The sequence below is a fragment of the Shinella sp. 1A1 genome (genome assembly GCF_055379515.1).
The window spans coordinates 1,019,490-1,032,135 of the sequence record NZ_AP039671.1; the positions used below are offsets into that span (position 1 = coordinate 1,019,490).

The 12,646-nt window shown below is 64.5% G+C and carries 11 protein-coding genes and 1 pseudogene; 4 read left to right on the forward strand and 8 right to left on the reverse strand.

Translation table 11 applies throughout. The features are described from left to right. Positions 1–59 precede the first annotated feature (59 nt). The 5 genes from ACZ48C_RS05005 to ACZ48C_RS05025 form a co-directional block, all read right to left on the reverse strand. Positions 60–533, reverse strand: a complete 474-nt coding sequence (locus tag ACZ48C_RS05005; RefSeq protein WP_464782379.1) for a molybdenum cofactor biosynthesis protein MoaE — start codon at positions 531–533, stop codon at positions 60–62. A 3-nt stretch (positions 534–536) separates the two neighbouring features. After that, a complete protein-coding gene (moaD, locus tag ACZ48C_RS05010; protein WP_119258788.1) occupies positions 537–791 on the reverse strand; it encodes a molybdopterin converting factor subunit 1 in 255 nt (84 codons plus the stop codon). A gap of 1 nt (position 792) precedes the next feature. Next, positions 793–1,377 (reverse strand): CDP-diacylglycerol--glycerol-3-phosphate 3-phosphatidyltransferase, encoded by a 585-nt coding sequence (gene pgsA / locus ACZ48C_RS05015; protein WP_119258787.1) that lies wholly within the window; start codon positions 1,375–1,377, stop codon positions 793–795. A gap of 202 nt (positions 1,378–1,579) precedes the next feature. Beyond that, positions 1,580–3,628: an excinuclease ABC subunit UvrC gene (gene uvrC, locus ACZ48C_RS05020; protein WP_464782380.1), complete on the reverse strand. Its 2,049-nt coding sequence runs from the start codon at positions 3,626–3,628 to the stop codon at positions 1,580–1,582. Further along, positions 3,625–4,389, reverse strand: a complete 765-nt coding sequence (locus tag ACZ48C_RS05025; RefSeq protein WP_464782381.1) for an SDR family oxidoreductase — start codon at positions 4,387–4,389, stop codon at positions 3,625–3,627. The genes uvrC and ACZ48C_RS05025 overlap by 4 nt, the downstream gene beginning before the upstream one ends. Before the next feature lie 358 nt (positions 4,390–4,747). Between ACZ48C_RS05025 and ACZ48C_RS05030 the strand changes: the two genes are divergently transcribed. Further along, positions 4,748–5,380 carry an outer membrane protein gene (locus ACZ48C_RS05030; RefSeq protein ID WP_424549328.1) on the forward strand — a complete coding sequence of 211 codons (633 nt, stop codon included), beginning with the start codon at positions 4,748–4,750 and terminating at the stop codon, positions 5,378–5,380. A gap of 63 nt (positions 5,381–5,443) precedes the next feature. On the opposite strand, the gene ACZ48C_RS05035 is transcribed toward ACZ48C_RS05030, so the two are convergent. The 3 genes and pseudogenes from ACZ48C_RS05035 to ACZ48C_RS05045 form a co-directional block, all read right to left on the reverse strand. Beyond that, positions 5,444–6,034, reverse strand: a complete 591-nt coding sequence (locus ACZ48C_RS05035) for a glutathione S-transferase family protein (RefSeq protein ID WP_464782382.1) — start codon at positions 6,032–6,034, stop codon at positions 5,444–5,446. A 14-nt stretch (positions 6,035–6,048) separates the two neighbouring features. Beyond that, the gene (locus ACZ48C_RS05040) at positions 6,049–6,840 is read right to left on the reverse strand and encodes a ribonuclease T2 family protein (protein WP_464782383.1); all 792 of its coding nucleotides are present in this window, start codon (positions 6,838–6,840) and stop codon (positions 6,049–6,051) included. Positions 6,841–6,866: 26 nt separating this feature from the next. After that, a pseudogene (locus ACZ48C_RS05045) lies at positions 6,867–7,844 on the reverse strand (23S rRNA (adenine(2030)-N(6))-methyltransferase RlmJ); the annotation flags it as partial. Here ACZ48C_RS05045 and ACZ48C_RS05050 point away from each other — a divergent pair. From ACZ48C_RS05050 to aspS, 3 genes are all read left to right on the forward strand, one after another. Beyond that, positions 7,800–9,914 (forward strand): molybdopterin-containing oxidoreductase family protein, encoded by a 2,115-nt coding sequence (locus tag ACZ48C_RS05050; protein WP_464782384.1) that lies wholly within the window; start codon positions 7,800–7,802, stop codon positions 9,912–9,914. The pseudogene ACZ48C_RS05045 and the gene ACZ48C_RS05050 overlap by 45 nt on opposite strands. A gap of 16 nt (positions 9,915–9,930) precedes the next feature. Continuing rightward, the gene (locus tag ACZ48C_RS05055) at positions 9,931–10,527 is read left to right on the forward strand and encodes an NUDIX domain-containing protein (RefSeq protein ID WP_464782385.1); all 597 of its coding nucleotides are present in this window, start codon (positions 9,931–9,933) and stop codon (positions 10,525–10,527) included. A gap of 295 nt (positions 10,528–10,822) precedes the next feature. Continuing rightward, complete coding sequence (gene aspS / locus ACZ48C_RS05060) at positions 10,823–12,610, forward strand: aspartate--tRNA ligase (protein WP_464782386.1); 1,788 nt, start codon at positions 10,823–10,825, stop codon at positions 12,608–12,610. The last annotated feature ends 36 nt before the right edge of the window (positions 12,611–12,646 follow it).

The window sequence follows — 12,646 nt, forward strand, 5'->3', positions numbered from 1 at the left end:
GGCTGTGGATCCTCGGGTCGAGCCCAAGGATGACGCAAGGCACGACGGCAACCGTCCCGCTAGGTCCACTTCCCCCGCGCCCGGTCGTCGCTCTCCTTGGCATCAACCCAACCGCCTTCGCTTCCGTCGGAAAAGTGCTCCTTCTTCCAGAAGGGCGCGGAGGTCTTCAGGTAATCCATGACGAAGGAGGCGCCGTCGAAGGCGGCGTGGCGGTGCGGGGCGGCGGCGATGACGAGAACGATGTTTTCGCCGGGCGCGATCCTGCCGACGCGGTGGATGGCAGCGATGCCGAGGAGGGAAAAGCGTTCGACGGCCTCATGGCAGATGCGGCCGATCTCGGCTTCCGCCATGCCCGGATAATGCTCCAGTTCCAGCGCGGAAAGCCGTCCGCCCTCGTCACGGCAGAGGCCCGTGAAGGTCACGATGGCGCCCGCCGCTGCCTGTCCACCTGTCAGCCGTGCCGTCTCGGCCGTAATGTCGAAATCGTCCGTCTGGACACGCACGGTAACCGGTGCCGGGGCGCGGCCGGTCACGGCTCAGCCTCCCGTCATCGGCGGGAAGAGGGCGATCTCCCGGGCGCCGGCAATCGGCTCGTCGTGCTCGACATGTTCCTGGTTGATCGCGATGCGGATGACCTTGTCGTGCTCCAGCGCATGGGCATAGTCCTCGCCGAGCGTCTTGAGATAGCGCAGGAGTTCGCCGCCGGTGGTCACGGAGGCCGGCAGGTCGATGTCTTCCTCGCCCTTGCCGATCCGTTCGCGCACCCAGGCGAAGTAGACGAGCCGTGTCATCTCACTCGTCCACGATATGCTTCAGGCCGGCGCGGAAATAGTCGTAGCCGGTATACATGGTGATGGCGGCGGCGACCCAGAGCAGCACGATGCCGATCTCGGTCGTATAGGGCAGCACCTTGTCGCCGGCGGGGCCGGCCAGCAGGAAGCCGATGGCGAGCATCTGGATCGTCGTCTTCCACTTGGCGATGCGCGTCACGGGTACGCTCACCTTGAGGTCGGCGAGATATTCGCGCAGGCCCGAAACGAGGATCTCGCGGCACAGGATGATGATCGCCGCCCAGATCGTCCAGCCGGCGATGGTTCCGTCCGCGGCCATCAGCAGCAGCACCGAGGCGACGAGCAGCTTGTCGGCGATCGGGTCCAGCATGCGGCCGATATTGGACGTCTGGTTCCAGATGCGGGCGAGATAGCCGTCGAGATAGTCGGTGATGGATGCCGCGACGAACAGCCAGAAGGCCGTCCACCGCGCAAAGTCCGACGACTCCAGCCGCCCTTCGATGAAGAAGCAGAGGACGATCAGCGGAACGGCCAGGATGCGGCCGTAGGTGAGGAGGTTCGGGATGCTATATGCGCGGGAAGCCATGGATTCTTCGGTCTCGTCAGTTTACGGCTAGATGAGGTCTTTGTGACAGCAACGTCAACCTTTGTTTCCGGCAATTCTTGGCGAATTTGCGGAGGGCGGCGCAATGCCGCTCCCCGCGGCCCGGTTTCCGGTGAAGAAAACTCCACTTTTCTCCGGATCGGCCCGCCATTTTCGTCGGCACGGGGAAGCTGCGCGCCGGCCGTCAGCCGGCCGCGTCGTCGTGGAAATGGTTGTAGACGAGGCGGGCGACGCTTTCCGAAATGCCGCCGACGGCCATCAGGTCCGCCATCGCGGCACGGGAGACGGCCTTGGCGGTGCCGAAATGCTGGAGCAGGGCGCGCTTGCGCGTCGGGCCGATGCCGGCGATCTCGTCGAGCGGGTTCTTGACCATCTCCTTCTTGCGCCGCGCCCGGTGCGAGCCGATGGCGAAGCGGTGCGCCTCGTCGCGCAGGCGCTGCACGAAATAGAGCACCGGATCGCGCGGCGGCAGCGAGAAGTCGGGGGTGCCCTTCATGAAGAAGCGCTCGCGCCCCGCCTCGCGGTCCGCGCCCTTGGCGACTCCGATGGCGATCACCTGATCCGTGATGCCGAGTTCTTCAAGGATGGCGCGTACCGCGGTCATCTGGCCTTGGCCGCCGTCGATGAGGATCACGTCGGGCCAGGCGGGGAAGGGCAGGTCCGCCGCATCCGCGCTCTGGTCGGCGTTGCGGTCCGGCAGGCCCTCTTCCTTGATGAGGCGGGAGAAGCGCCGGGTCATCACTTCCTTCATCATGCCGAAGTCGTCGCCGGGCGTGATGTCGGTCGATTTGATGTTGAACTTGCGGTACTGGCCCTTCACGAAGCCTTCCGGCCCCGCCACCACCATGCCGCCGACGGCATTGGTGCCCATGATATGCGAGTTGTCGTAGATCTCGATGCGGCGCGGCACGTAAGGCAGCTTGAAGGTCGCGGCGAAGCCTTCGAGCAGACGCGATTGCGAGGCGGTCTCCGCCAGCTTGCGGCCATGCGCCTCGCGGGCATTGGCCACGACATGGTCGACGAGGTCCTTCTTCTCGCCGCGCTGCGGCACGGAGATCGCGACCTTGTGCCCCGAGCGCTCGGAAAGCGCCTGCGAGAGGAGGTCGATCTCCTCGACCGGTTCGGAGAGCAGGATCTGCCGCGGACAGGGCTTGTCGTCGTAGAACTGGGCGAGGAAGGCGTTCAGCACCTCCGCCCCGGTAAGCTGCGGATCGGCCTTGGGAAAATAGGCACGGTTGCCCCAGTTCTGCCCGGTGCGGAAGAAGAAGACCTGGATGCAGGAGACGCCGCCCTCGTGATGGATGGCGAAGACGTCCGCCTCCTCCACGCCGGCCGGGTTGATGCCCTGATGGCTCTGGACGTGGGAAAGCGCCGCCAGCCGGTCGCGATAGACGGCGGCGCGCTCGAAATCGAGGTCCTCGGCGGCCGCGTTCATGGCTTCGGCCATATGGGCCTTCACCTTCTGGCTCTTGCCGGAGAGGAAGTCCTCGGCCTCCTGCACCAGTTCGGCATAGTCCCGGTCGCTGATCTCATGGGTACAGGGACCGGAACAGCGCTTGATCTGGTAGAGCAGGCACGGCCGCGTGCGCGTCTCGAAGACGCTGTCGGTGCAGGTGCGCAAGAGGAAGGCACGCTGCAGCGAGTTGATGGTGCGCCCCACCGCACCCGCCGATGCGAAGGGGCCGAAATAATCGCCCTTGCGGCTGCGCGCGCCGCGATGCTTGAAGATCGCCGGCGCGCGGCTGTCGCCCGTCACGAGGATATAGGGGAAGGACTTGTCGTCGCGCAGCAGCACGTTGAAGCGCGGGCGCAGCCGCTTGATGAGGTTCGCCTCCAGCAGCAGCGCTTCGGTCTCGGTGCGCGTGGTGACGAATTCCATGTTCGCCGTCAGGCGAATCATCTGCGTGATGCGGTTGGAATGGCCGCGGCCCTGCGCGTAGTTGGTGACGCGCTTCTTCAGGCTGCGCGCCTTGCCGACATAGAGCACGTCGCCGTCCGCATTGAACATGCGGTAGACGCCGGGGCTGTTCGGCAGGCGCTTGACGAAGGCCTGGATCAACTCGGCGCCGATGAGGCCCTCCGGCACGTCGCCGCCCTCGTTCCAGTCTATGCCCGGGGTGGCGATGGCGGGCGCGGCGCTGCCTTCGGGCGGGCTTTCCTGAAGCTCGTCGTCCTCGTCGGTCTCGTTTTCGTCATAGAGGATGCCGCCATCCTCCACTTTCCGGCCGTTCATTCCGCTATTCCCCCGACATCGGGTGTTTCCCAGGCGAGATGCTGCCCGCCGTCGAGCGCTATCATTTGCCCCGTAATGGACGGCGTGTCGAACAAAAAGCGAACTGTGCGCCCGAATTCCTCCAGCGAGGGGCCGCGGCGGAGGATCAATCCCTCCACCTGCGCCTGAAAGGCGGCATCGTCCTGGCGCTCGTTCGGCAGGGAGGGGCCGGGGCCGATGGCGTTGACCCGCACCCGCGGCGCAAAGCTCTGCGCCATGGTCCGTGTCGCCATCCAGAGAGCGGACTTGGAGAGCGTATAGGAATAGTAACGCGGCGTCGGATTCCAGACGCGCTGGTCGATGATGTTGACGATCGAGCCCGCATGCCCCTCGGGAAGCTGCCGGGCGAAATCGCGCGCAAGGATCGACGGCGCCTTCACATGGACGGCGAAATGCCGGTCCCACAAGTCGTCGCCGAAGGCCACCACGGTGTCGGGCTTGAACAGCGAGGCATTGTTGACGAGAAGGTCGATCGGGCCGAGAGCGTCGTTGACGCGGTCCATCAGCCGCGCCGTCGCCGCGCCGTCCGCGAGGTCGCATTGCACTGCGGCCGCCCTGATGCCCTGTCCGGCGAGCCCGCGGACCATGTCCTCGGCGTCCTCCAGGGACCTGTTTGCATGGATGGCGACGGCAAAGCCATGTGCCGCGAGATCGTCCACGATGGCCTTGCCGATACGCTTTGCGCCGCCCGTCACGAGGGCCGTTTTCAAGGGCTGCTTCAAGAAAAGTCCGTCCTGCCGATTCATTTGATTAACCGGCCCAAGATATAGACATCTCTGCGCAGGCTTAAACTCCCCCGGAAAATTGGTTGCGGAAAAATTAACCGCAGAGGCGACTTCAAAGTAATTTGAAGTATATTTTACCGTATTCTTCGCTGATTGAAATCGTGGTTAATGAATTACCTGTTGTTCAAAAGTCACATCCAATTTGTGCCGCGTGCCCGCCACAATAATTTCACATTTTGGCTCTTTCATTTCCTCAATCTTTATTCAATTTCACCTCAACCGGGCGGGACTGAATTGGAAATGACGACGCCCGTCAGCCTCCCAGAGAGGGCGTCGTTTAGTAAAGGAGAATAACATGCGTACACTTATCGCTACCCTCATCGCTTCGACCGTTTCGATGGTCGCCTTCCAGGCCGCTCACGCTGCCGACGCCATCGACGAAGTTCCGCAGGCTCCGGCCGCCGAATATTCCGAGCCGGTCGTCAAGAACTGGTCGGGCGCCTATCTCGGTGGCACCGCCACCTGGCAGAACGGCAAGTTCAACGGCCAGGGCAAGAACCGCGCGCACGGCTTCGGCGGCGGCGTCTATGGCGGTTACAACATGCAGAGCGGCCAGATGGTTTACGGCGGTGAAGCCGACCTGAATTACTCGGGCGTGAACAACACGGCTAACGGCTTCAAGGCCAAGCAGGGCGCCAACGGCTCGATCCGCGGCCGCGTCGGCGTCGACCTGAACCCGGTCCTCGTATACGGCACGGCCGGTATCGCGGCTTCGAACGTCAAGGTCAACAACGGCGGTGCCAAGGATGATGCTACTCTGCTCGGCTGGACGGCTGGTGCAGGTGTTGAAGCCTTCGTCACGGACAATGTGACGGCTCGCGTCGAATACCGTTACAGCGACTACGGCAAGAAGTCCTTCAACGGCGCTGGCGTCAAGAGCGGCTTCGAAGACCACAGCATCCGCGTCGGTATGGGCGTGAAGTTCTAAGCCCTGACAGGCTCAGGAATGCGGAAAGGCCGGGCGAAAGCCCGGCCTTTTTGTATTGTGCTTTCAGCCCTTGAACATCGCATAGTCGGGGAAGACGGTCTCGAAGCGGGCGAGATAGCGCTTCAGCTTCGGCCGGCCGCGCTGCCACTTTCCGGCAAAGCGCATCTCGATGTAGCGCAGCATGGCGGCGAGGGCGAAGTGGCCGGCATGCGGTTTCTTGCCGAGGCGCGGCATGTTGGCTTCGAGGTGATCGAGCGCGCGCTCGACCTTCTGCCACTGGCGGTCGATCCAGGGCTGGTGAACCTTGTCCTCCGGCCGCGTGCGGCGTTCGTAGACGATGGAGAGCAGGCTGTCGCAGATGCCGTCGGCGGTCGCCTCCAGCACGTCGACCTCCGTGCGCTTGGCGGCATTGCGCGGATAGAGCGCTCCGCGCGTCTGGCGGTCGATATAGTTCATGATCGCCCGGCTGTCATAGACGGCGAGCCCGTCGTCGGTGAGAAGCGTCGGGATCTTGCCGAGCGGATTGGCGGCCAGCAGCTCGGCCGGATTCGCATTGGTGTCGACGACGACAGCCTCGACCGGAAGGCCGGCATAATGGGCGGCCATGCGCACCTTGGTGGAGTAGGGCGAGGCATCGGAATAGAAGATCTTCATGGGCGTTTCCTGTTCTAGCGGATGGGCGGCTGTTCGATGGACGGGGCGTGGCAGGCGGCACGGTCGACGGCGGGGCAGGTGCGGAAGGCAAGGTCCGCCGTCATGCAGATGCGGACCTCCTCCAGTCGGCCGTCCTCGCAGGTGACGGCGATGCCCTTGGGGTCGAGCCCGGGATTGGCGGCGATGAAGGTGCTTTCCACCGTGTCGGGCGAAAGACGACGGCCGCCTCGGCTCGCCTCGGCCGGAATGCGAATGCGCTCGAAGGCGGCGCGCACCGTGGCGAAATAATCCTTCTGGGAAAGGCCCGAGCAACTGCCGTGCTTGCGCCATTCGTGGCCGACCAGGCCCATCGAGGGGATGATGTCGAGAACGGTGCGCCCGAGGCTTTCCGGCACGCGGTCCGATTCCCGCGTCGGACAATATTCCGGATAGCCGCGCTCGTTCTGTGGCCAGAGCCCGTGCACGATGAAGCCGTTGTTCTCGCCGCGGCGGCACTGCTGCGTTCTGCCGTCGGCATCGTTGTCCGCGCACCAGGTCGGCGACCAGGAGAGCGAGAGGACGTAGAAGTCGAAGCCCTTGCCGAGCGGTGCCTGTGCCCGCTTTTCCGGCGCGGCATGATTCGTCTCGGGCTTGGCCTTCCCGTCCGGCTTTTCCTCGCCGCAGCCGGCGAGCGCGGCCATGCCGGCGAGGAGCAGCGGGACGAGGATGGAAGAGGGCCGCCGCATCATGGCGCGGCCGCGGGCAAGGATGTCATGAAGGTCTCCCGGTTCGGCGCGCGATTGTTGCCGCCGAACGCCAAAGGTCAAGAGGCCTTCGCTTCTCCCGCAAGCCAGAAAGCGCGCGCCGAAGCGAAACGATCCTGCGCCAGCCGCTCCTTGAGGAAGGGCAGCAGCACGTCGAGCTCCTGCTTCAGCGTGAAGGGCGGGTTGACGACGATGAGGCCGGAGCCGGTCAATCCCGTCGTCTCCCGGTCGCTCTTCACGGTAAGCTCGGCGCAGAGCATCTTGGCAATGCCCGTCTCCTTCAGCGCCTTGTGGAAGGCGGCGATCGGCGCGTTCTTCTTCAGCGGATACCACAGGCAATAGACCCCGCCGGCAAAGCGGCGCACGGCCTTTTCCAGCCCGTCGACCAGCCGCTCGTATTCGCCCTCGATCTCGAAGGGCGGATCGACCAGCACGATGCCACGCTTCTCCTTCGGCGGCAGATGCGCGCCAAGCGAAAGCCAGCCGTCGAGATGGGTGACGCGGCTCTGGAAATCGCCGTCGAAGAGGCGATGCAGGGTCTCGTAGTCGTCCGGATGCAGTTCCATGGCCGAAAGCCGGTCCTGCGGACGGAAGAGCATGCGCGCGAGTTTTGGCGAGCCGGGATAATGGGTTAGCCCGCCTTGCGGATTCAGTTCCTGAATGACCTTGAGATAAGGTTCAAGGATGTCGGCGACCGCCGCCGGCATGTCGCCTTCCAGCAGCCGGCCGATGCCGTCGCGCCATTCGCCGGTCTTTTGCGCCTCCTCGCTGGAAAGGTCGTAGAGGCCGATGCCCGCATGGGTATCGAGCACGCGGAAGGCCTTGTCCTTGCCCTGCATATAGGTGACGAGGCGGGCGAGCACGGCATGTTTCAGCACATCCGCGAAATTGCCGGCATGGTAGATGTGGCGGTAGTTCATGGAGCGCTGCCCGGGATTGTCCGCAATGATGCGTCGATGAATTGTTGCGATGGTAGAACGTTTTGCCTTTTGGCCGTTTGCGCTCTGCAATATAGAAAAGCCATGAACGTTGCGACCCCCCATCTCGGAAAACCGCGGATTGGCCATTCGGCCTGCCCGCACGACTGTCCTTCCACCTGCGCGCTCGATATCGAGATCGATGCGGAAGGTCGCATGGGCCGCGTCAGGGGCAGCGCCGACAACAGCTACACGGCCGGCGTCATCTGCGCCAAGGTCGCCCGTTATGCCGAACGCCTCTATCATCCCGATCGGCTGATGAAGCCGCAGGTCCGCAAGGGCGCCAAGGGCAGCGGCGAATGGGCCGACATCTCCTGGGAAGCGGCATTGGACGCCATCGCCGAAGCCTTCGTCAAGGCCGAGCAGGCGCATGGCACCGAGGCGGTCTGGCCCTATTACTACGCCGGCACGATGGGCCTCGTGCAGCGCGATTCCATCGAGCGCCTGCGCCATGCGAAACGCTATTCCGGCTTCTTCGATTCCATCTGCACCAATCCGGCCTGGACGGGCTTCACCATGGGCGCCGGCACGCTGCGCGGTCCCGATCCGCGCGAGATGGCGAAGTCCGACTGCGTGGTGATCTGGGGCACGAACGCCGTCTCCACGCAGGTCAATGTGATGACCCATGCCGTGAAGGCGCGCAAGGAGCGGGGCGCGAAGATCGTCGTCATCGACGTCTACGACAATCCGACGATGAAGCAGGCCGACCTCGCGCTGAAGCTCAAGCCCGGCACCGACGCCGCGCTCGCCTGCGCCGTCATGCATATCGCCTTCCGCGACGGCTATGCCGACCGTGCTTATATGCAGAAATTCGCGGACGATCCGGCCGGCCTCGAGGCCCACCTTTCGACCCGCAATCCGCAATGGGCGGCCGACATCACCGGCCTTGCCGTCGAGGAGATCGAGGCTTTCGCCGCGCTCGTCGGGCAGACGAAGAGAAGCTTCTTCCGTCTCGGCTACGGCTTCACCCGCAGCCGCAACGGCGCGGTCTCCATGCATGCCGCGCTTTCCATCGCCACCGTTCTCGGCTCCTGGCAATATGAGGGCGGCGGCGCGTTCCACAGCAATTCCAGCATCTTCCATCTGCGCAAGGGCGAGCTGACGGGCGCGAAATTCGTCGACCCCGATATCCGCATGCTCGACCAGTCGCAGATCGGCCGCATCCTGACGGGCGATGCCGTCGCGTTGCGCGATCGCGGCCCGGTCACCGCCATGCTGATCCAGAACACCAACCCCGCGAACGTCGCGCCCGAACAGCGCCTCGTGAAGCAGGGCTTTCTGCGCGACGACCTCTTCGTCGCCGTGCACGAGCAGTTCATGACCGATACGGCAAAGCTCGCCGATATCGTTCTGCCCGCCACCATGTTCGTCGAGCATGACGACATCTATCGCGGCGGCGGCCACCAGCACATCCTGCTCGGCCCCAAGCTCGTCGAGCCGCCGGCGACCGTGCGCACCAACCTCTTCGTTATCGAGGAACTGGCAAGGCGCCTCGGCATCGTCGACCTGCCGGGCTTCGGCCTTTCCGAGCAGCAGCACATCACCCGCATGCTGCCCTATTACGAGATGGATTTCGACGGGTTGAAGGAAGAGAAGTGGATCGACTGCCAGCCGGATTTCGAGACGGCGCATTTTTCCAAGGGCTTCGGCTTCCCCGACGGCAGGTTCCGCTTCCGCCCGAACTGGACCAACACGCCGGCTCCCAACAAGCCGCCGAAGGTGCTCGGCGCCTTCGGCCCGCACGAGGCGCTGCCGGCCTTCCCGGACTATGTGACCGTGATCGAGACGGCGGATGCCGACCATCCGTTCCGCCTCGCGACATCGCCCGCCCGTACCTTCCTCAACTCCACCTTCTCGGAAGGCAGGAGCTCGCGCGAGCGGGAAGGGCGGCCGGAGGTGATGATCCACCCCGACGACGCGGCAACGCAGGGCATCGAGCCGGGCGATATCGTGCGCCTCGGCAACCGGCGCGGCGACATCCGCCTGCATGCGAAGGTCACGGGGGAGGCCAAGCCCGGCGTGCTCATCGCCGAAGGCATCTGGCCGAATTCCGCCCATCTCGACGGGGAGGGCATCAACGTGCTGACCGGCGCCGATCCCATCGCGCCCTATGGCGGCGCGGCCTTCCACGACAACCATGTCTGGCTGCGCAAGGCCTGACGCCGAAGGGTATTCCATGTCCGCAGAAAAGCAGTCGTCCGTCCGTATCGTCGAGCAGCAGACGGTCTGGAAGCGTTTCATCCATTTGCGCACCCTCGTTCTCGAACAGACCCGCGCCGACGGACGGGTCGAGTTCCTCGACCGCGAGGTGCACGACCACGGCGCGGCGGCGGCGATCCTCCTCGTCGATCCGGTGCGCCAGACGGTCGTGCTGGTGCGCCAGTTCCGCCCCGGCGCCTTCCTCGGCGGCCACCCGGACGGCTTCCTCCTCGAAATACCTGCCGGCCTTCTTGACGACGACAGCCCGGAAGACGCCATCAGCCGCGAGGCGATGGAGGAAACGGGCTACGCGGTCAGTGACCTGCGCCACGTCTTCGACATGTATCCCAGCCCCGGCACGCTGACGGAGCACGTCTCCTGCTTCGCCGCCCATATCGATAGCGCCAGGCGCGACGGCAAGGGCGGCGGCGTGGACGGCGAGGGCGAGGATATCGAGATCGTCGAAATGCCCATCGACGAGGCCTGCGCCCTGATCGCCAATGGCGGCATCGTCGATTCCAAGACGATCATGATGTTGCAATGGCTGATGTTGAATCGGGAGGCGTTTGCCTGAGACATGGCAAGTGATTCCCTGCGGCTTTGCCCCTCACCCTAACCCTCTCCCCGCAAGCGGGGAGAGGGAACGTGCCCCGCGAAAGGTTCTTGCTTGGGGAAAAGAGGGCGGCATATCCCCTTCGCCCCGCTTGCGGGGAGAAGGTGGCCGGCAGGCCGGATGAGGGGCGGGCACCAAGGCGCTCGCCCGCCAAGCCTTGACAAACGGCCGCCACCATGCGCTTTTCCGCGCGATTTTCTTGGGTAGCTGCGCCGGGACCTTCCCGCGCGGCCTGTCAGCATTTCAGGATACCACGATGCACCGTTACCGCAGCCACACCTGCGCCGCTCTCCGCAAGTCCGATGTCGGTGAGACCGTCCGTCTTTCCGGCTGGGTTCACCGCGTTCGAGATCACGGCGGCGTGCTCTTCATCGACCTGCGCGACCATTACGGCATCACGCAGGTCGTCGCCGATCCCGATTCCCCGGCCTTCAAGAAGGCCGAGACGGTGCGCGGCGAATGGGTGATCCGCATCGACGGCCTCGTCAAGGCGCGCACCGAGGATACGGTCAACAAGGGCATGCCGACCGGCGAGATCGAGCTTTATGCGCAGGAGATCGAAGTCCTGTCGGCCGCCAAGGAACTGCCGCTGCCGGTCTTCGGCGAGCCGGACTACCCGGAAGACGTGCGCCTCAAGTACCGCTTCATCGACCTGCGCCGCGAAACGCTGCACCGGAACATCGTCAAGCGCACGCAGATCATCTCCGCCATGCGCAAGGGTATGGGCGAGGCCGGCTTTGCCGAATACACGACGCCGATCCTCACGGCTTCCTCGCCCGAGGGCGCACGCGACTTCCTCGTGCCGTCGCGCATCCATGAGGGCAAGTTCTTCGCCCTGCCGCAGGCCCCGCAGCAGTACAAGCAGCTGCTGATGGTCGCCGGTTTCGACCGCTACTTCCAGATCGCGCCGTGCTTCCGCGACGAAGACCCGCGCGCCGACCGCCTGCCGGGCGAATTCTACCAGCTCGACGTCGAAATGAGCTTCGTCACGCAGGAAGACGTCTGGCAGACGATGGAGCCGATGATGACGGCCGTCTTCGAGGAGTTTGCCGAAGGCAAGCCCGTCACGAAGGAGTGGCCGCGCATTCCTTACGACGAGGCGATCCGCAAATACGGCTCCGACAAGCCGGACCTGCGCAACCCCATCGTCATGCAGGCCGTCACCGAGCATTTCGCCGGCTCCGGCTTCAAGGTCTTCGCGAACATGATCGCGTCGAACCCGAAGGTCGAAGTCTGGGCGATCCCGGCCAAGACCGGCGGCAGCCGTGCTTTCTGCGACCGCATGAACGCCTGGGCGCAGTCGACCGGTCAGCCCGGCCTCGGCTACATCTTCTGGCGCAAGGAAGCCGACAAGCTGGAGGGTGCAGGCCCGCTCGCCAAGAACATCGGCGAGGAGCGCACGGAAGCCATCCGCACGCAGCTCGGCCTCGATGACGGCGACGCCTGCTTCTTCGTCGCCGGCGACCCGGCCAAGTTCTACAAGTTCGCCGGCGAAGCCCGCACCCGCGCCGGCGAGGAACTGAACCTCGTCGATCGCGACCGCTTCGAAATGTGCTGGATCGTCGACTTCCCGTTCTACGAATACAACGAAGACGAAAAGAAGATCGACTTCGCGCACAACCCCTTCTCGATGCCGCAGGGCGGCCTCGAAGCCTTCGACAGCAAGGATCCGCTGGAACTCAAGGCCTACCAGTACGACGCCGTCTGCAACGGCTTCGAGATCGCCTCGGGCTCGATCCGTAACCAGTCGCCGGAACTGATGGTCAAGGCCTTCGAGAAGGTCGGCCTCAGCCAGGCGGACGTGGAAGAGCGCTTCGGCGGCCTCTACCGCGCCTTCCAGTACGGTGCCCCGCCGCACGGCGGCTGCGCCTTCGGCATCGACCGTGTCGTCATGCTGCTCGTCGGCGCCAAGAATCTGCGCGAAATCTCGCTGTTCCCGATGAACCAGCAGGCGCAGGATCTCCTGATGAATGCTCCGTCGCCGGCAACGCCGACGCAGCTGCGTGAACTGGCACTGCGCGTCGTTCCGTCCAAGAAGGACTGATATCTGGAGGGCGGGAAGGGCCTTGCCGTTCCCGCC

Excerpts from the sequence above, each read along its gene's own strand:
- uvrC (WP_464782380.1), bottom strand. The coding sequence starts at position 3,628 with ATGAACGGCCGGAAAGTGGAGGATGGCGGCATCCTCTATGACGAAAAC.
- pgsA (WP_119258787.1), bottom strand. The coding sequence starts at position 1,377 with ATGGCTTCCCGCGCATATAGCATCCCGAACCTCCTCACCTACGGCCGC.
- aspS (WP_464782386.1), top strand. The coding sequence starts at position 10,823 with ATGCACCGTTACCGCAGCCACACCTGCGCCGCTCTCCGCAAGTCCGAT.
- ACZ48C_RS05055 (WP_464782385.1), top strand. The coding sequence starts at position 9,931 with ATGTCCGCAGAAAAGCAGTCGTCCGTCCGTATCGTCGAGCAGCAGACG.
- ACZ48C_RS05035 (WP_464782382.1), bottom strand. The coding sequence starts at position 6,034 with ATGAAGATCTTCTATTCCGATGCCTCGCCCTACTCCACCAAGGTGCGC.
- ACZ48C_RS05050 (WP_464782384.1), top strand. The coding sequence starts at position 7,800 with ATGAACGTTGCGACCCCCCATCTCGGAAAACCGCGGATTGGCCATTCG.
- ACZ48C_RS05030 (WP_424549328.1), top strand. The coding sequence starts at position 4,748 with ATGCGTACACTTATCGCTACCCTCATCGCTTCGACCGTTTCGATGGTC.
- moaD (WP_119258788.1), bottom strand. The coding sequence starts at position 791 with ATGACACGGCTCGTCTACTTCGCCTGGGTGCGCGAACGGATCGGCAAG.